The sequence below is a fragment of the Kitasatospora sp. NPDC096147 genome, assembly GCF_044763225.1.
Lineage (GTDB): Bacteria > Actinomycetota > Actinomycetes > Streptomycetales > Streptomycetaceae > Kitasatospora.
Window position 1 is genome coordinate 192,475 of the sequence record NZ_JBIWFX010000009.1, and the last position, 17,140, is coordinate 209,614.

A 17,140-nucleotide genomic window follows, 5' to 3' on the forward strand; every position below is an offset into this window, starting at 1 on the left:
GCTGCGGGCTGCGAGTCTGCGGGGCTACCGGGACTGCCGGGCTGCGGTGGCCGGGTGTGCCGACCGGGCGTGCGCGGTCAGGCGCACGAGGTCATGCGCACGGAGTCAGGCGCACGGAGTCAGGCACGCGGGGGCTGCGGCCCGGTGAACTGACCGCCGATGAAACGGGCGTCGGCGTCGGCCGGGTCGAGCGGGCCGTGCTCGGCGAGCACCTTCTCGGCGAAGGTCTCGGCGTCGTCCTGCGGGTGGTAGCCGAGCGCACGCGCCGGGCCGAGGTCCCACCAGGCGCGGGTGTTGGCGCTGATGCCGTGGACCACGGTGTGCCGGGTCAGCGGCGGGTCGAGCGGGGCGGTGAGGGCGGCGTGCACCAGGCGGGCGCAGTCGTCCGGGCTGAGCCAGGTGGCGAGCATCCGCACCGACCGGGGCGCCGGGAAGCAGGAGCCGATCCGGAGCGAGACCGTCTCGATGCCGTACCGGTCGGCGTAGAGCGAGGCGAGGTTCTCCGCGAAGCACTTGGACAGGCCGTAGAAGGTGTCGGGCCGTTGGGGCGTGTCGGCCCCGATCGGCGCTCCGCCCGGGGCGGGCAGCGGGGTGAAGCCGACCGCGTGGTTGCTGCTCGCCAGCACCACGCGGCAGATGCCCTCCTCCCGGACGGCCTCGTAGACGTGGTGGGTGCCCCGGACGTTGGCGTCCAGGACGTGCTCGAAGGTGTCCTCCAGCGAGATCCCCCCGAGGTGCACCACGGCGTCCACCCCGCGCACCGCCTCGCGGACCGCGTCCGGATCGCGCAGGTCGAAGACCAGCGCCTCGGGCGCGTCGGGGACCGGCCGGACGTCCGCCAACCGGAGTAGGTGGCCGAGGGCGGGCAGGCGCTCGCGCAGGTGCGTGGCGACGCCTCCGGCGGCGCCGGTGAGCAGGACGGTACGGGGCTCGGTCATCGCGGCTGGTGCTCCTGTCGGACGGGGGTCGATCGGAACGCCTCGGCCAGCTCGGCCAGCACGGGCTGTAGACGGGCCGGCAGCAGGCCGAGGTGGTAGAGGCTCAGGCGGGCGGCACCGGCCGCCCGGAGCCGACGGACGTGGGCGGCCAGGTCCTCGGGGCGGGCGGGCGGCAGGGCGGTGACGTAGGCGTCCACCGGCCGGCCCGTGGCGGCGGCCCGCCGGACCAGCTCGGCGCTCTCCTGCCCGGTCGGCCAGCAGGGCACCAGCAGCGCGTCGGCGAGCCCGGCCGCGTTGGCGGTGAGGCCCGGGGACGGACCGGTGGCCCACGGGTCCGGGTGGGCGTGCAGGGTGACGGTCGCTCCGGGGGCGGCGGTCCGGACGGCGGCGGTCACCTGCCGGATCAGCGCGTCCGTGGCGAGGTGACGCACCGTCAGCAGGGCGTCCGCCGTCGGTCCGGGCAGCAGCTCACCGCTGCGCGCGGCCTCGCGCAGCAGGGCCAGGGTCCGCTCCGGATCGAGTCCGTACCGACGCCAGCCGTCCTGGCAGACCGCGCAGCAGCAGACCGAGAGCGCCCGCAGGGCGGTCGGCGGGTAGGCGCCGTCGGTCTTCTCGTGGCAGCCCAGATGGACGGCGCCGAGCTGACCGGCCGACTCCAGCGACACCGACCGGACCGCCCCGGGCGGGAGGCCGTGCAGGGCCTCGGCCGCCAGGGTCGCGCAGTACCGCCGCACCTCCGCCCGGGCCGGGCAGAGCGCGTAGGGGTAGTGCTCGCCGTGGCAGTTGACCACGGTCAGGTCCGGATTCCGGTACCCGAGACGGGAGTTGTGGGCCAGCACGATCCAGGCGTTGACCGGGATGCCGGCTGCCCCGAGCAGCCCGAGGGCGGTGGCGCCCGGGTCGGGTCCGGGCGTCCAGTCGGCCGCCACGGGCACGAGGCGGTGACCGGCCCAGGCCTCCGGCCGGACCGGCCGGTAGAGCGCGCTGTGCCGGGCGTCGACGAAGGTCCGCTCCGGGTGCACCGGAGTGGCGGCCCTGGTCGAGTGGTAGCTCAGCGCCAGGGTGACGGCGTCGGCACCGCTCGCCCGGAAGCGGTCGGCGAAGCCCGGGTCGCCGAGCACGTCCCACGGATAGGCGTGCACCGAGACGGCCGGACTGCCGACCGGGTCGACTTCCCGGGCACCGGCACGGTCACCGGCCGGGGCGCCGGTCGCGCGGTCGGCCAGGGGCTCGATCGGGCGATCGGTCACGTGCTCCGCCCGGTGCTCGTTCGCGTGGCCCGTCTCACCTTCAGCCAGGGACCCGGTCACGTGATCCGCACGGCAGTCAGCCAAGGGCTCGATCGGGCGGTCGGTCACGTGATCCGCCCGGTGCTCGTTCACGTAGCCCGTCTCACGTTCAACCAGGGACCCGGTCACGTGATCCGCACGGCAGTCGACCAAGGGCTCGATCGGGTGGCCGGTCACCAACGGGGCCTCCGCCTGCGGAAGTCGGGCTCGAACTGCTGCCGGTAGGCGGTGTCGTCGCGCTCGCGGATGCCGCACCGCAGGTAGTCCTCGTGCAGCCGGGCCAGCGCGTCCGGGTCGAGTTCGACCCCGAGCCCGGGGCCCTCGGGGACCCGGACCGCACCGTCGACGATCGGCAGCGGCTCGGCGACCACGTCCGTCCCGAGCTGCCAGGGGGTGTGGGTGTCGGCGGCGTAGCTGAGCTCCGGCAGCGCCGCGCCCAGGTGGGTCATGGCGGCGAGGCTGATGCCCAGGTGGCTGTTGGAGTGCATCGAGACGCCGACGCCCCAGGTGCGGCAGATCGCCGCGAGCTCGGCCGAGCGCCGCAGCCCGCCCCAGTAGTGGTGGTCGGCCAGCACCACGCCGACCGCACCGGCCCCGAAGCCCGGGGCGAGGTCGGCGGGGGCGACCACGCACATGTTGGTGGCCAGCGGCATCGGCGCGTCCCTGGCCACCTCGGCCATCCCCGGGATGCCGGGCGTCGGGTCCTCCAGGTACTCCAGCAGGCCCTCCGTCCCGGCCGCCACCGCGCGTGAAGTGTCCACCGTCCAGGCCGCGTTGGGGTCCAGTCGGAGCGGGTGCTCGGGGAAGGCGGCCCGCAGCGCCCGGATCGCCTCGATCTCCAGCTCCGGGGGGAAGACGCCGCCCTTGAGCTTGAGCGAGCCGAAGCCGTACCGGTCCACCATCCGACGGGCCTGCGCGACGATCCCGTCCGGGTCGAGCGCCGGGCCCCAGTCGTCCTCGGCCGCGCCCGGGTGGCCCGCCCACTTGTAGAACAGATAGGCGGAGTAGGGGACTTCGTCCCGGACCCGGCCGCCGAGCAGGTCGGCCACCGGCCGGCCGGTGATCCGGCCCTGGAGGTCGAGGCAGGCGACCTCGAACGGACTGAGCACCTTGAGCGCGGTCTTCTCCGGCCCGGTGCCGCCGGTCAGGCCGTGCCGGTCGGGGGCGTCGGCGGCGCCGAGGGCCTCGGTGATCCGGCGGGTCAGCTCGTTGGTGTGGAAGGGGTCGAGGCCGACCAGCAGCGGTGCGACGGTGCGCAGCAGCGCGAGGTGGGCGGCGTCGCCGTAGGTCTCCCCCAGGCCGGTCAGGCCGTCGCCGCAGTCCAGCTGGACGATCGCCCGCAGGGCCCAGGGCTGGTGCACCCCGGCCGAGTTGAGCAGCGCGGGGTCGGGGAAGGCGACCGGGGTGACGGTCACCGTGCGGATGCGCATCAGCGGGCCCGGGCGGTCAGGGCGGCCCGGCCGCGCTCCAGGATCGCGGCCAGCTGCTCCAGGTGCTCGGGCGTCGGGTCCACCAGCGGTGGCCGGACGGTGCCGAGGTCCAGGCCGGAGAGCCGGGCAGCGGCCTTCACCAGGGCGACCGCGTAGCCGGGCACCTTGTCGCGCAGCGCGACGAAGGGCAGGTAGAACTCGGCGAGCAGCAGTTGCACGGTGGCCTGGTCACCCCCGCGCACCGCGCGGTTGAAGGCGGTGGCGATCTCCGGGGCGAAGCACAGCACGGCGGAGGAGTAGCTGCCGACGCCGATCGCCTCGTAGGCCTGGACGGAGAGTTCGGCGGTGGGCAGGCCGTTGAGGAAGCCGAAGGCGGCGGCCCTGGGGTGCCCGCTGGACCGGACGGCGGTGACCAGGCGGAGCATGTGGTCCACGTCCCCCCGGCCGTCCTTGATGCCGGCCACCGTGGGGATGTCCAGCAGGGCGACGGCCGCCGTCTCGTCCAGCACGGCGGTGGCACGCTGGTAGACGGTGATCGGCAGGTCGGTGGCCCCGGCGACGTAGCGGACGTGGTCGACCAGTCCGCTGGGCGGGGCGGAGACCAGGTACGGCGGGAGCAGCAGCAGGCCGTCGGCCCCGGCCCCGGCGGCGGTGCGGGCGAACTCGTGGGCGGCGCGCGGTCCGCCGCCGCAGCCGGCCAGCACCGGCAGTCGGCCGCCGGCCACCTTGACGGCGGTGCTGACCACCTCGCGGTACTCGCCGTGCGAGAGGGCGGTGAACTCCCCGGTGCCGCAGGCGACGAACAGCGCGTCGGGGCCGGCGGCGATCTGCCGCTCGACGTGCTCGGCGAAGGCGGGGAGGTCCACGCCGTCGTCGGTGGTGAACGGGGTCAGTGGGAAGGACAGCAGCCCGTTCGAGTACATGGCGTCTCCTTGGGTCGGTGGTGAGGGCGGTCCTGCGGTGGTACTTCGGTAGCGCGGCGACGTGCGTCGGTGCGGCGACGGGCGGTACGGCGGTGACGGGCCGTCAGCCCCTCAGCCCTTCACCGCGCCGGAGGTCAGGCCGCGCATGAACTGCCGCTGCATGGCGACGAACGCCAGCACGCTCGGCAGCAGGGCGAGCAGGGCGGAGGCGAGCAGCACGCCGATGCCGACCTCCTCGTCGGCGCGCAGCGTGCGCAGCGCGATCGGCAGGGTGAACTGCCGGGCGTCGGTGGCGACCAGCAGCGGCAGCAGGTACTGGTCCCAGATCATGGTGAAGCCGAAGATGCCGATCACGCCGAGGGCGGGGCGGCAGAGCGGGAGGATGACGGACCAGAAGATCCGCAGGTCGCCGGCACCGTCCAGGCGGGCCGCCTCCTCCAGCTCGACCGGGATCTCCTTCATGAACTCGGCGGTGACCAGGATGGAGAACGCCCAGGCCCCGACCGGCAGGATCATCCCGAACAGCGTGCCCACCAGGTCCAGGTCGGACAGCACCAGGGAGAGCGGGATGGCCAGCACCTCCTCCGGCAGCATCATCGTGCTGAGCACCAGCAGCAGCACCAGGTGCGCGCCCCGGAAGCGCTTGCGGGCCAGCGCGTAGGCCGCGCTGACGCTGACCGCGATCTGCAGCAGCAGGCCGCCGCCGACCACCAGGAAGGAGTTCAGCAGGTAGCGCAGCACGTCGCGGTCGACGGCGGCCCGGAAGTTGGCCAGGGTCGGGTGGGTCGGGAGCAGGGTCAGCGAGGTCGGGTCGGTGACCTTGGAGAAGGCACTGGAGATCAGGGCCAGCAGCGGCCCGGCGAAGACCAGCACCAGCACCAGGTGGAGCAGGACGCGGAGCACCCGGCCGACCGGCCCCCGGGCGGTGTCCAGCCCGAGCGCGGTCTCCGTGGAGAGTGCCCGGCCACGGGTCCGCTTCATCGGTGCCCCCTCCCCCCGGTGCCGCGCCGGGCCCGGACGGCCAGCGTGAGGACCACCGTCGCGCCCAGCAGCACCATCGATCCGGCTGCGGCGACGCCCAGTTCGTTGCGTTCCAGGCCGAGCCGGTAGATGAGCGTCATCACCACGTCGGTCGAGCCGTTCGGTCCGCCGTTGGTGAGGAGGAAGATCTCGGTGAACACCCGTAGACCCCGGATGGCAGCGAGGGTGATCAGGATGGCGAAGGCGGGGCGCAGCGCGGGCAGGGTGACGTGCCACAGCCGCCTGCGCACACCCGCGCCGTCCACGGCGGAGGCCTCGTACAGCGTCCGGTCGACGCCGGCCAGCGCGGCGAGGAAGATCATCATGTCGTAGGGGGCACCCCTCCAGATCCCGACCGCCATCACCGAACCGAGTGCGCTGTCCTCGCTGTTGAGGAACTGCGAGGGGCCCGCGCCGAGCCAGCCGAGCAGGGTGTTCACCGCGCCGTCGGCCGCCGGGTAGTAGAGGATGCGCCAGACCTCGGCGACCACCGCCATGGCGGCGACGGTGGGCAGGAAGACCGCCGTGCGGACGAACCAGAGGTGGCGGGCCTGGCCCTCCAGCAGCAGGGCCAGCGCCAGGCCCAGCAGCACCGAGCCGCCGGTCTGACCGACCGCCAGCAGCACGGTGTGCCAGACGGCCGCCAGGAAGGCGTCGTCGGTCAGCACCTGCCGGTAGTTCGCGGTGCCGACCCAGCGGTCGCCCAGGTAGGGGCGCACCTCGTGGAAGCTCATCACCACGGCGCGCCCGGCGGGGACGAACTTGAAGAGTGCGAACAGGACCAGCGCGGGGGCGAGGAAGAGCCAGGGCGTGAGGGACGGCGTCACCCGGTGGTGCCACCGGCGCGACGGCGGCCCGGGCCGGGCCCCGGCCTGACGGGGGCTCAGGCCGTCGAGCGCGGGCCGCCGGCCGCGGTCCACCCCGGTGGCCGCCATCAGGAGCCCGCCCCCTGCCTCTTGAGCTCGGCGGCGAAGGTGGCGGCGAGCTTGTCGAGCGCGGCCTTCGGGTCGGAGCCGCAGTCCGCCACCACCGCGTTGAGCGTCTCGGCGGAGGCCTGCCGGAACGGCGTCCACTCGGGCACGGCGGGGGCGTAGCGGCCGGCCTCCCGGTACACCCGGTCGAACACCTGCCAGCGCGCGTCGGTCCGCTCGGCGGCGAGGTCGACGGTCCGGTTCACCGGGAGCCGGACCACCGTGCCGTCGGTGTCCCCCGCCATCCCGGTCCGCTGGCCGGCCGGGCTGATCAGGTGCTCGGCGTACCGGAGTTGGCCCTTGGGGTTCTTCGAGCCCGCCATCAGGTAGACGTTCTCGCCCTCCGCGAGCACCGCGCTCCGGCCGCCCGGGCCGGCCGGCAGCGGCACCACCTCGTACTTGTCCTTGCCGAGGCTCTTGTCGAAGCGGGGCATGTTGTACGGCCCGGTCAGGTAGATGCCGCCCTTGCCGGTCTCGAACAGCGGGTGCGCCTGGGTGGTCTCGGCCGTGACCGCGCCGGGCACCACGCTCCGGTCCAGGCAGAACTGCTTCTTGAGGCGCTGGACGGCGGCCAGCGCGCCGTCCCCGGCGATCGCCGGCTTCAGCGCGCCCGGCTCGCCGGTGAAGTAGTCGCCGCCCGCCGACCACAGGAAGCTGGAGGCGTACCAGTCCAGGTAGCCGCGCTTGGTGGAGCCGGGGACGACGTAGCCGAAGGTGTCGGCCTTGCCGTTGCCGTCCGGGTCGCCGGTGGTGAACGCCTCTGCCAGGTCGTCGAGTTGGTCCCAGTCGGCGGGCTGGGCCAGGCCGAGCTTCTCCCGCCAGTCCTTGCGGATCAGCAGGGCGAAGGTCTGTGCCGAGAACGGCACGCCGTAGTACTTCCCGTCGGCGGCCCGCGCGGCGTCCCAGGCCTGGGTGATCACCTGGTCCCCGCCGGCCACCGCGCCCTTGTCCACCGGCCGGACCAGGCCCTGCTTGACCAGGGTGCCCAGCTGCGCGGTGTCGTTGACGATCAGGTCCGGCAGCTTCTTCTGGGCCGCCGCCTGCTGGAGCTTGGTCTCGAAGTCGTCGAACAGCGCGGTGACGTGGGTGGGGACGCCGGTGGCGGCGGTGAAGTCGGCGGCCAGCTTCTGGTGGGTCTTCTCGGTGTTGGAGCCAGGGGGCTTGCGGACCCAGATCTCCAGCGGGGCCCGGTCGTCTCCCCCGCCCGCACCACCGTCGCTGCCGCAGGCGGCGACGGAGCCGAGGGCGAGGGCGGCGGCGAGGGAGACGGCGAAGACTCGGGCGGCTCTGCTGAGCATCGTCGGCATTCCTGTCTACGTATGTGGACGAGGTCTGTGAATGTGGAGGCTTGTCAGGTGAAAGTAGGGCAGCTGTACGATGCGAGTCAACAGTCACGGAAACACGGATGTGGAGGGTGTACCGATGGCCGCTGGCCAGCCCGAGGCCGCGACGGTGAAGTCCGCGGAGCGCACCGTCCGCATCCTGGAGACCCTCGCGGACTCCCCCACCCGACTCACCGTCAACGAGCTCCAGGAACGCCTGGGTTACCCGCGCAGCAGCCTGCACGCGCTGGTCCGGACGCTGCGGGAGCTCAAGTGGCTGGAGGCCGACGACAGCGGCTCCGCCTTCGGTGTCGGCCCGCACGCGCTGCTGTCCGGCACCGCCTACCTCGACCGCGATCCGGCCCTGCCGCACGCCCAGGAGGCCCTGGAGGCGCTGCGCGACGAGATCGGCTACACCGTGCACTTCGCCCGCCGGGACGACGCCTACGTGCTCTACCTCGCCAGCCGCGACTCGCGCGAGAGCGTCCGGGCCGTCTCCCGGGTCGGCCGCCGCCTGCCCGTCCACCTCACCGCACTCGGCCAGGCCCTGCTGGCCGACCTCACCGAGCGGGAGGCCGACGCCGTGCTGCCCGCCGAACTCCCCTCCTACACCCCGCACACCATCACCGACCGCGCCGAACTGCACGCGGCCCTGGCCACAGTCCGGGACCGGGGCTGGGCCCTGGAGCGGGAGCAGGGCACCCTGGGCATCACCTGCGTCTCGGCCGCCGTGCCCTACCGGATCCCGGCGACCGACGCGCTGAGCTGCTCCATGCCGGCCGCCGCGGCGACCGCCAAGGAGACCGAGCGGGTGGCCAGGGCGGTGACGGCACACGCCACCGCCCTGGCCACCACCCTGCGCCGCCACGGCATCCGCTGACGGCGCAGGGCCCGGCTCAGCGGACCGTCAGCGCGGTGGGCTGGCCGGTGCCGGCGGCGTTGAACCCGAAGCCCTGCTCGGCCCCCGGGGCGACCGAAGCGTTCCAGCCCACCGGGGTGAAGGTGAGGTGCTGCCCGCTCTGGACCCGGACGGAGGACCAGCTGGACGACACCGTAGTACCGGCCGGCAGGTCGAACTCCACCGTCCAACCCTGGCGGGTGGCAGCGCAGTTGTTCTTCACGAACACGTCCATGCCGTACCCCGAGCTCCAGGTCGAGGACTTCACCGCGCGGACGGTGAGGCACCCGGACGGCGAGGCGGAGGGCGACGGCGAGGCGGAGGGCGACGGGGACGGCGAGGCGGAGGGCGAGGGTGACGGGGACGGACTGGCCGAGCCGGACGGCGACGGCGACGGCGACGGCGACGGGGTGACGGTGCCGACGGCCTTCAGGAAGAGCGAGGGCCCGCTGTCCGTCCGACTGGCGTCGACGCCGTGGCCGCCGGTGTAGTCGAGCTGCTCCCGACCGGCCCAGTCGGGGATCGGCGTACCGGCCGTGTCCAGGTGCCGCCAGGCGGTGCCGCTCCAGCCGAACTGGAAGATCCGCTGCCGGTCCGCGTAGTACGGGGTGTAGCCCGCACCGGCCGAAGTCTGCTTGGTCATCGCGTTGTTGAAGAAGACGTTGCGCGGCCCGCTGGAGCCCGACCACTTCACCGCCTTCTTCCCGGCCGCCCACCAGATCGGGTACCAGGTGGAGGCGTCGGTCCCGCCGCCGCCCTCCTCGCCGCAGTTGGCCCGGCAGTTGGCGGAGCGGTGGTCGTACGGCACCGTGACGGTGTTGAGCTCCAGCAGGTTGTTCCGCTCCCAACCCCCGTGCAGGTTCAGGTCGGAGTCGAAGTCGTTGCCGATCGCGACGTTGCCCGAGGCGGACCACTGGAAGGTGAAGTGCCGCAGGTTCCGCGAGGTGTTGCCGGCGTAGAGCGAGTCCCAGACCCGGGAGCCGCGGAAGTAGCCGTTGCCGCCCTTGCCCTTGTTCCACGAGCCGTCGAGCTGGTTGCCGACGATCTGGAGGTGGTAGGCCTCCTCGGTGACGATCGGGTGCGAGCCGGTCATCTCGGTCCGCACGCCGCGCACCCAGGAGTCCGCCGCCCACTTCAGCACGATGCCGTGGATGGCGTCGGCGGGCGTCATGTTGCCGTAGTTGTGCACCGCGTCGGCGGCGCTCAGCCCGGGCTCCGCCTGGGTGAGTGCGAAGTCCTCCAGCCCGACGCCGAGCACCGGGTCGACGATCGGGGAGGCCTTCGAGGCGTAGACCGTGCCGTCGATCGGTGCCGAGCCGTCGGAGGTGGAGTCGACCGGGACGTCGTACTCCAGCGGCTTGTTCAGCGTGATGGTCCGGTTCGCGGAGTCGACCGCCGTCACGGTGAAGATCTGCTGCCGCATGTGGATGTTCTGCAGGGTGCCGTCGGCGGGCGTGATGTCCTGCTCGGCGTAGAACTTCAGGGAGTTGGCGGCCCGGATGTTGACCAGCCCGCCGACCTGGAGGCCGGTGAGCGCGCTCCCGGTGGCGAGCGGGACGACGGTGTCGCCGGCCCGGGCCGCGAAGCCCGCCCCGCCCGCCTTCTCGCGGAGCTTCAGGCCCGCCTTCCAGTGGACGTTGACCGTCCCCTCGAAGAGGTCCTTGCGGTTGGCCGCTGCCGCCGCGTACTCGGCGGCGTAGGCCGGGTGCACCGCCCGGGACTGCACCCGGAAGACGCCCCGGCCCGGCCACATCCAGCCGCCCTTGGCCGAGCCCGAGGTCATGCCGTCCTCGTCCCAGTCCGAGCCGTCCTCGGTGAGGGTGTCGTACCGGGTGGCGGCGTCCGGCCGGAAGACGATCCTGGTCCCGCCGGCGCCGCTGCCGGCCCCACGGATCGTCAGGAAGTCGGCGTCGACGCCGATCTGGTGCGAGACGTCGAGCGTCCCGGCGGGCAGCGTGATCAGCGAGAGCCGATCGTACCCGGCGGTCGGTGAGCAGGCGGTGCGGATGCGGTCGATCGCCCGCTGGAGCCCGGCGGTGTCGTCGGCCCCGTCGTCCGGCCTCACTCCGTAGTCGGCGGCCAGTTGGACGGCGGTGATCCGGCAGGCGGCGTCCGGGGTGGTCTGCGCGGTGCCCGGCAGGTCGGCACCGCCCCGGTAGCCGGCCTTCGACCAGTCGTACAGCCCGGCGACGGGGGCCCGACGGTTGGCCGCGGACAGGTCCAGGCCGGTGAGGGCGGCCGAGGCCGCCGCCACCGGAGCGGCGGCGGGGGTGCCGACGGCCGGGGCACTCACGCCGGCCGTCAGCAGCAGGGCGACCGCGCCGGCGAGCGCAGTGCCTGGCACCAGGACCCCAAAGGTCGTTCTGTGCACGGTAGTTCCTCCCATGCGTGGGGGAAGGGGGATGGCCCTCATGGTGTAGACCACTGCTCCACAGGTCAAGACGCAAGACGGAAATACATCATGCGTCCACATACATGGACGACACCCATGACACCGCCCCCCCGGGGCTCCCCGCCGCCGGCCACCCATGCCAAGATCCGTCCAGCACCGACGCCGCACACCCGAGGAGTAACCGTGGCCCGCTGGACCGTCTTCGCCTGCCCCGTCCACCGGGGCATCGGCGAGTCGATCGGCTTCGAGGAGAAGGGCGAGTTCGAGGGCACCGAGGAGGAGGCGCTCGCCTGGTTCGCCGAGCGGGCGGGCGGCTACACCGCCGACCGCAAGAAGGTGCGGCGCCGCGAGGTGTTCAAGTCCTCGGACCGCAGTTACTTCGTCCGCCTGCACGGCCGCTTCATGACCACGCTCCACGTCCTCCGGCTCACCGAGCGGATCTCGGACACCGGGCTCTCCGGCCCGACCGACGCCCCCGACCCGTTCGCCGCCCCCGGCACCACCGACTGACCGGAGTCCCGGCCGACCACCGACGGAGAGTCCACCTGCCCGCACCGCGGCCCGGAGCCGGGCCACGGCACGCGGCCGCCGATGCGGAAGCCTTCCTTCGCATTGTCAGTGCTGGTCAGGATGATGTTCCCATGACGGACACCACCTCCTCGCTGCTCTCCGCCGACGCCTACGCCGCTGCGATCGCCACCGCCGTGGCGGCCTCCGCCGCGTACTACACCGACGGCTCCACGCCGCTCGGCGACGACGAGTACGACGCCCTGCTGCGCGCCATCTCCGCCTACGAGGAGGCCCACCCGGGCGAGGTGCTGCCGGACTCCCCGACCGGCAAGGTGGCGGGCGGCGCCGTTCAGGGCGACGTACCGCACTCCGTCCCGATGCTCTCCCTGGACAACGTCTTCGACGCCACCGAGCTCGCCGACTGGGCGGCCGGCCTGGAGCGCCGCCTGGGCCGCCCGGTGGCCGGCTGGTGCGTGGAGCCGAAGCTCGACGGTCTGGCGATGGCCGCCCGCTACCAGGGCGGCAAGCTGGTGCAGATGCTCACCCGGGGCGACGGCCTGGCCGGCGAGGACATCACCCACGCCGCCGACGCGATCCTCGGCCTGCCCGCCGTCCTGAGCGAGCCGATCGACGTCGAGCTGCGCGGCGAGGTGCTGCTGACGACCGCTCAGTTCGAGGAGGCGAACCGGATCCGGCTCGCCCACGAGGCGCCCGCCTTCGCCCACCCGCGCAGCGGCGCGGCCGGGACGCTGCGCGCCAAGGACCGCCCGTACCGGATCGAGCTGACCTTCTTCGCCTACGACGCGATCGGCCTCGACCTCGACCTCTCGCACAGCTCCCTGCTCGCCCGCCTCGCCGGGCTGGGGGCGAACACGGCGGCCACCACCGCCGCCGCCCCGCTGCACTGCGAGACCCTGGACGCCGCCCAGCAGCGGATCGACGAGATCTCCGCCCTGCGCGCCGCCCTCCCCTTCGGCATCGACGGCGTCGTCGTGAAGGCCGACACCGCCGCCGACCGCCACCAGGCCGGCTCCGGCTCCCGCGCGCCGCGCTGGGCGGTGGCCCGCAAGCTCGCCGCCGAGCACAAGGTCACCCGCCTGCTGGAGGTGGAGTGGAACGTCGGCCGCACCGGCATCATCGCCCCGCGCGCCGTCCTGGAGCCGGTCGTCATCGACGGCGTCACCGTCACCTACGCCACCCTGCACAACCCGGCCGACATCACCCGCCGCGACCTGATGATCGGTGACCAGGTCTTCGTCTACCGGGCCGGCGACGTCATCCCGCGTGTCGAGGCCCCGCTCGCCGACCAGCGCACCGGCGCCGAGACGCTGATCGCCTTCCCAACCGCCTGCCCGCGCTGCGGCGACGAGATCGACACCTCGGAGCAGCGCTGGCGCTGCGTCCGGGGCCGGAACTGCCAGGCCGTCGCCTCCGTCATCTACGCGGCCGGCCGCGACCAGCTCGACATCGAAGGGCTCGGCGGCACCCGCGCGATCCAGCTCGTCGAATCCGGCCTGGTCACCGACATCGCCGACCTCTTCACCCTCACCCGCGAGCAACTCCTCGGCCTGGAGCGGATGGGCGAGACCTCCACCGACAACCTCCTCGCCGCCCTGGAGACCGCCCGCAGCCAGCCCCTGAACCGGGTCTTCTGCGCCCTCGGCGTCCGCGGCACCGGCCGCACCATGTCCCGCCGGATCGCCGCCCACTTCGGCTCGATGGCCGCGATCCGCGCCGCCGACGCCGACACCCTCGCCGAGGTCCCCGGCATCGGCACCGAGAAGGCCCGGGTGGTCGCCGCCGAGCTGGTCGAACTGGCCCCGCTGCTCGACAAGTTGACCGCCCAGCACGTCGGCACCCAGGTCACCGAGCCACAGCGCCCCACCTCGGCGGAGGCCGCAGCCGACACCGAGGCAGCGGGCGAGGCCGGTCCGCTGACGGGCGAGGCCGTGGTCGTCACCGGCTCGATGACCGGCGCCCTCGCCACCCTCTCCCGCAACGAGATGAACGAACTCGTCGAGCGGGCCGGCGGCAAGGCCTCCTCCTCCGTCTCCAAGCGCACCACCCTCCTGGTCGCCGGCGAGAAGGCCGGCTCCAAGCGCACCAAGGCCGAGGAGCTCGGCATCCGCATCCTCACCCCCGAGGACTTCGCCACCCTGGTCGCCGACTTCCTCCCGGCGGGCTGACCGTGGACCCCAGGACGTCCCACTTGGCCGACCTGCTGGGTCCACCGGCCCACCAACCCGCCCAGGTGCCGTGGGAGAGCGCCACGGACGCCCACCCCGACCTCCGCTTCCCCACGGACTACCGCTGGCTGATCGACACCTACGGCTCGATCCGCATCCACGAGGACCTGGCGGTGAGCGGCCCGATGTCCACAAGCTTCTACGGGGAGGGCTTCGCAGGCTTCCTCGCGATGACGGCGGACGCGTACGGGCAGGCCGAGCTGGTCCACGAGGAGCCCCGCTTCCCTCACGAGACCACCCCGGAGCCGCCCTACCCGATGTTCCCTGACAGCGGCGGCCTGCTGTCCTGGGGCAGCGACACCCTCGGGAACTCCTACTTCTGGCTCACCCAGGACCCCGACCCGGACAACTGGCCGGTCGTGGTGTTCTTCGGCGAGGCCGAGGTCTGGGACGTCTTCGACGGCGGCCTGGCCGCCTTCCTCACCGCGCTGCTCACCGGGGAGTACCACCTGGCCCACTAGATCCGGACGCGCCGCGACCCTGCCCACCGGTTCGACGGTGACTGGCAGGGGCGCGCGATCTGACCCTCCTCGGGAGCACGCAAGGACTCCCTCGGCAGACCGGCCCTCACAGGTCGGTCGGGCCGCCCACTCCGGCGGAGCCGGGCCGGTGCGCTGCGGCGAGCCCGCCGGCCGGGCGCGCCGTCGACCCGATGCCGATGCTCGCGTTCGACGCCGAGGTGGACGTCGACCGTGGCCCGGGCCGGCGACCCCAGGCGCACATCGCCGACCGCCCGTGGAACTGGACATCCGCATCCTGGCCGCCGACCGTCTCTCCCGGAGTTGACGGCGGGGAGCGCCCTTCCGCCTGCCGGGCTCCCATGAGAACCGGACACACTTCGCGTGCGGCATCACTGCGGAAATCCGACCAGGAATGCACCTGCCGAGTTTTTCGGAATCATGAACTCCGGAACCGCCTCCCGGCCGACTTTCGGAACAGTTCGTTCCGGAAGTCGGCCGGGGGCATTGTCACTGCATTACCACCCGGATCAGCAGGTGTAGGCGCCCTGGAAGGAGGCCGTGAGCGCCACGGTCTCCGAGTGCCAGCCGCCGTAGGCGCTGATGGTGGTGCACGGGCCGTCCACGTGGTTGGACCAGTTGAACCGGATGCGGACGTTGTAGCTGCAGTTGTTGGTCGCACGGGTCGTGTTGGTGGCCCAGCTGCTGGTGCTGCGGTACGACACGCACGAGGGCGCGTCCGCGGCACTGGCCGACGACACGACGATGCCGCCGCCCATGGCCATGGTGGCCGCGAGAACGACCGCAGAGCGCTTGACCATCAATCCACGCATGCTCATGTGAATTCCTCCCGTTGTTGTGTCGAACGCTGGTGCGGTTCGACGGCACATGAGGCTACAGAGGAACAATTGGTCTGCAGTCGTCCGGTGGGGAAGAATTTCATGATCGTAAAATGATTGGCCGAAACCACACCCTTGCCGAAAACCGACTGCCGCCGACGGCGGACTTTGCCATGATCCTGCTGTGCGCCGGGCGGGCCGACCCGGCGCCGAGGCGCCGGGGGACGCCCGGCCGGCCCGGGTGCGAGAGCGCTCGGCGCACCCACCGGACAGCCCCCGACCTGCGGGAAGGGAACGGGTGGAAAAAACTTCGGCCAGAGCGGAACCCTCCGGGGGGTGGGCTGCGATCAGAAGGGTGTGGCAGGGGAGATGGAGCAGTCCGAGGAGCACGCCGCGCTGCTGTACGCCGTGGCGGACGGCGACCGCGCCGCGTTCGAGCAGCTGTACCGGCACTACGCGCCGTGGCTGACGGCCAGGCTGCGCCAGCGCTGCCCCGATGCGGGCCTGGTGGACGACGTGGTCCAGGAGGCGTTCGTCAGTGTCTGGCGGGGTGCCTCCCGGTACCGGCGGCAGGACGGCGCGGACGTGGCGGGCTGGCTGTGGCGGATCTGTGCCCGCCGCCTGGCCGACGCGTCGCGCCGGCACGGTGCGCGGCAACGGCTCCAGGCGCTCCTGGTGCGGTTCCGGGGACGTGACGAGGGGTCAGCGTCCGCCGAGGACACGGTCCTGGGCACCCTCGCGCACGGTGAGCTGGGCGCCGCGATCGAGCGGCTGCCGGCCGACCTCCGGGAGGCGCTCGCCGCCACCGTGCTCGACGGCATGACTTCCAAGGAGGCGTCGGCGGCGCTGAGCATCCCCGAGGGAACGGTCAAGTCCCGTGCCAGCAGGGCACGCAGGCGACTTCGAGAGGAACTGGCGTGACAGCGGAACGGTACGCCGGGCACCCGGAGGGACACCTCGCGGTCGCCCTGCTGGCGGACTACTCCCGAGGGGCGGTGCCGGCCGGTCGGCTCCCGGAGCTCGAACGCCACCTGGACGGGTGTGCGTCCTGCCGGGACGCGCTGGCTGCGGAGGTGTCCCCGCAGCATACGGAGGCCCGCTGGCAGGTGCTCTCCGAGGCGCTCGACGAACCGGCCCGCAGCAGGGCCGAGCGGCTGCTGCTGCGGCTCGGGGTGCCCGATCACTGGGCCCGGCTGGCCCTGGCGACCCCGGTGCTCCGCCGGTCGTGGCTGATCGCCTCGGTGGTTACCCTGCTGTTCGCGGTGGTCGCCGCCCGGCTGTCCCCCGACGTCTCGGCCACGGCCCTGCTGCTGGCGGCGCCGCTGATCCCGGTCGCGGGGGTCGCCATGTCGTACGGGCCGGCCTTCGACCCGATGTACGAACTCGGGCTGGTGATGCCGTTGAACAGCCTGCGCCTGGTCCTCCTGAGGAGCGCCCTGGTGCTGACCACCAGCACCGTGCTCAGCACCCTCATGACCCTCGTCCTGCCGGGCCAGGGCCTTGCGCTGTTCGGCTGGCTGGCACCCTCCGTCGCGGTGACCTCGCTGACCCTGGCGCTCTCCGCGCACCTCGACCCGACCGTGGCCGCCCGGGCGGTCGGCGCCGGCTGGATCGCGGTGGTGGCGATCGCCGCCCAGGGCCGGACGGCCGGGTCGTTCCTGCTCACCGGCACCGGCCAGGGCGGCGTGGCACTCCTCGCGCTGGCCTCGGCGGGGTTGATCACCTTCCATCGGCACCGCTTCTCCCAGGCCCCGCGCCGACCTGCCCGCCACCTGACCACCTGAGCACCTGAGCACCTGAGCACCGCCCTACCGCAGCACCGCCGCCTGACCGGCCGTCAGTGCACCCCCACGGCACCGTGCGTCATCCGACCGCGCGGTTCCCCTCCCATGACCCGAACAGGA

At 73.1% G+C, this 17,140-nt stretch carries 16 protein-coding genes; 7 read left to right on the forward strand and 9 right to left on the reverse strand.

Translation table 11 applies throughout. The features are described from left to right. Positions 1-119: 119 nt before the first annotated feature. The 7 genes from ACIRBX_RS26600 to ACIRBX_RS26630 all read right to left on the reverse strand — a co-directional run bounded on the left by ACIRBX_RS26600 (position 120) and on the right by ACIRBX_RS26630 (position 7,869). Positions 120-938 carry an NAD-dependent epimerase/dehydratase family protein gene (locus ACIRBX_RS26600; RefSeq protein ID WP_402300158.1) on the reverse strand — a complete coding sequence of 273 codons (819 nt, stop codon included), beginning with the start codon at positions 936-938 and terminating at the stop codon, positions 120-122. Beyond that, complete coding sequence (locus ACIRBX_RS26605) at positions 935-2,188, reverse strand: hypothetical protein (RefSeq protein ID WP_402300159.1); 1,254 nt, start codon at positions 2,186-2,188, stop codon at positions 935-937. The genes ACIRBX_RS26600 and ACIRBX_RS26605 overlap by 4 nt, the downstream gene beginning before the upstream one ends. Before the next feature lie 212 nt (positions 2,189-2,400). Continuing rightward, positions 2,401-3,657, reverse strand: a complete 1,257-nt coding sequence (locus tag ACIRBX_RS26610; protein WP_402300161.1) for a glucarate dehydratase family protein — start codon at positions 3,655-3,657, stop codon at positions 2,401-2,403. Beyond that, complete coding sequence (locus tag ACIRBX_RS26615) at positions 3,657-4,580, reverse strand: 5-dehydro-4-deoxyglucarate dehydratase (protein WP_402300163.1); 924 nt, start codon at positions 4,578-4,580, stop codon at positions 3,657-3,659. The genes ACIRBX_RS26610 and ACIRBX_RS26615 overlap by 1 nt, the downstream gene beginning before the upstream one ends. A 111-nt stretch (positions 4,581-4,691) precedes the next feature. Further along, positions 4,692-5,561 carry a carbohydrate ABC transporter permease gene (locus tag ACIRBX_RS26620; protein WP_402300164.1) on the reverse strand — a complete coding sequence of 290 codons (870 nt, stop codon included), beginning with the start codon at positions 5,559-5,561 and terminating at the stop codon, positions 4,692-4,694. Then, positions 5,558-6,535 carry a carbohydrate ABC transporter permease gene (locus tag ACIRBX_RS26625; RefSeq protein ID WP_402300167.1) on the reverse strand — a complete coding sequence of 326 codons (978 nt, stop codon included), beginning with the start codon at positions 6,533-6,535 and terminating at the stop codon, positions 5,558-5,560. The genes ACIRBX_RS26620 and ACIRBX_RS26625 overlap by 4 nt, the downstream gene beginning before the upstream one ends. Then, the gene (locus tag ACIRBX_RS26630) at positions 6,535-7,869 is read right to left on the reverse strand and encodes an extracellular solute-binding protein (protein ID WP_402300170.1); all 1,335 of its coding nucleotides are present in this window, start codon (positions 7,867-7,869) and stop codon (positions 6,535-6,537) included. The genes ACIRBX_RS26625 and ACIRBX_RS26630 overlap by 1 nt, the downstream gene beginning before the upstream one ends. A gap of 124 nt (positions 7,870-7,993) precedes the next feature. On the opposite strand from ACIRBX_RS26630, the gene ACIRBX_RS26635 reads away from it, so the two are divergent. Further along, on the forward strand, positions 7,994-8,773 hold the full coding sequence (locus ACIRBX_RS26635; RefSeq protein WP_402300173.1) for an IclR family transcriptional regulator: 780 nt from the start codon (positions 7,994-7,996) through the stop codon (positions 8,771-8,773). Positions 8,774-8,789: 16 nt separating this feature from the next. Here the strand turns inward: ACIRBX_RS26635 and ACIRBX_RS26640 are convergent, their stop codons facing one another. After that, positions 8,790-9,059: a cellulose binding domain-containing protein gene (locus ACIRBX_RS26640; protein WP_402300367.1), complete on the reverse strand. Its 270-nt coding sequence runs from the start codon at positions 9,057-9,059 to the stop codon at positions 8,790-8,792. Between ACIRBX_RS26640 and ACIRBX_RS26645 the strand changes: the two genes are divergently transcribed. From ACIRBX_RS26645 to ACIRBX_RS26660, 4 genes are all read left to right on the forward strand, one after another. Then, a complete protein-coding gene (locus ACIRBX_RS26645; RefSeq protein WP_402300369.1) occupies positions 9,025-9,282 on the forward strand; it encodes a hypothetical protein in 258 nt (85 codons plus the stop codon). The two genes, ACIRBX_RS26640 and ACIRBX_RS26645, sit on opposite strands and share 35 nt — an antisense overlap. A 2,084-nt stretch (positions 9,283-11,366) precedes the next feature. Next, on the forward strand, positions 11,367-11,693 hold the full coding sequence (locus tag ACIRBX_RS26650; RefSeq protein ID WP_402300174.1) for a hypothetical protein: 327 nt from the start codon (positions 11,367-11,369) through the stop codon (positions 11,691-11,693). Positions 11,694-11,824: 131 nt separating this feature from the next. Beyond that, complete coding sequence (gene ligA, locus ACIRBX_RS26655; RefSeq protein WP_402300175.1) at positions 11,825-13,879, forward strand: NAD-dependent DNA ligase LigA; 2,055 nt, start codon at positions 11,825-11,827, stop codon at positions 13,877-13,879. 23 nt (positions 13,880-13,902) lie between these two features. Further along, the gene (locus tag ACIRBX_RS26660) at positions 13,903-14,400 is read left to right on the forward strand and encodes a hypothetical protein (RefSeq protein WP_402300177.1); all 498 of its coding nucleotides are present in this window, start codon (positions 13,903-13,905) and stop codon (positions 14,398-14,400) included. Positions 14,401-14,927: 527 nt separating this feature from the next. Here ACIRBX_RS26660 and ACIRBX_RS26665 read toward each other — a convergent pair. Beyond that, positions 14,928-15,236 (reverse strand): hypothetical protein, encoded by a 309-nt coding sequence (locus ACIRBX_RS26665; RefSeq protein WP_402300179.1) that lies wholly within the window; start codon positions 15,234-15,236, stop codon positions 14,928-14,930. Between the two features lie 369 nt (positions 15,237-15,605). On the opposite strand from ACIRBX_RS26665, the gene ACIRBX_RS26670 reads away from it, so the two are divergent. Together ACIRBX_RS26670 and ACIRBX_RS26675 are read left to right on the forward strand one after the other, a co-directional pair. Then, a complete protein-coding gene (locus ACIRBX_RS26670; protein ID WP_402300181.1) occupies positions 15,606-16,157 on the forward strand; it encodes an RNA polymerase sigma factor in 552 nt (183 codons plus the stop codon). Further along, entirely contained in the window at positions 16,154-17,020 is an 867-nt protein-coding gene (locus tag ACIRBX_RS26675) for a zf-HC2 domain-containing protein (RefSeq protein ID WP_402300183.1), read from the forward strand. Before ACIRBX_RS26670 ends, ACIRBX_RS26675 begins: the two co-directional genes overlap by 4 nt. The last annotated feature ends 120 nt before the right edge of the window (positions 17,021-17,140 follow it).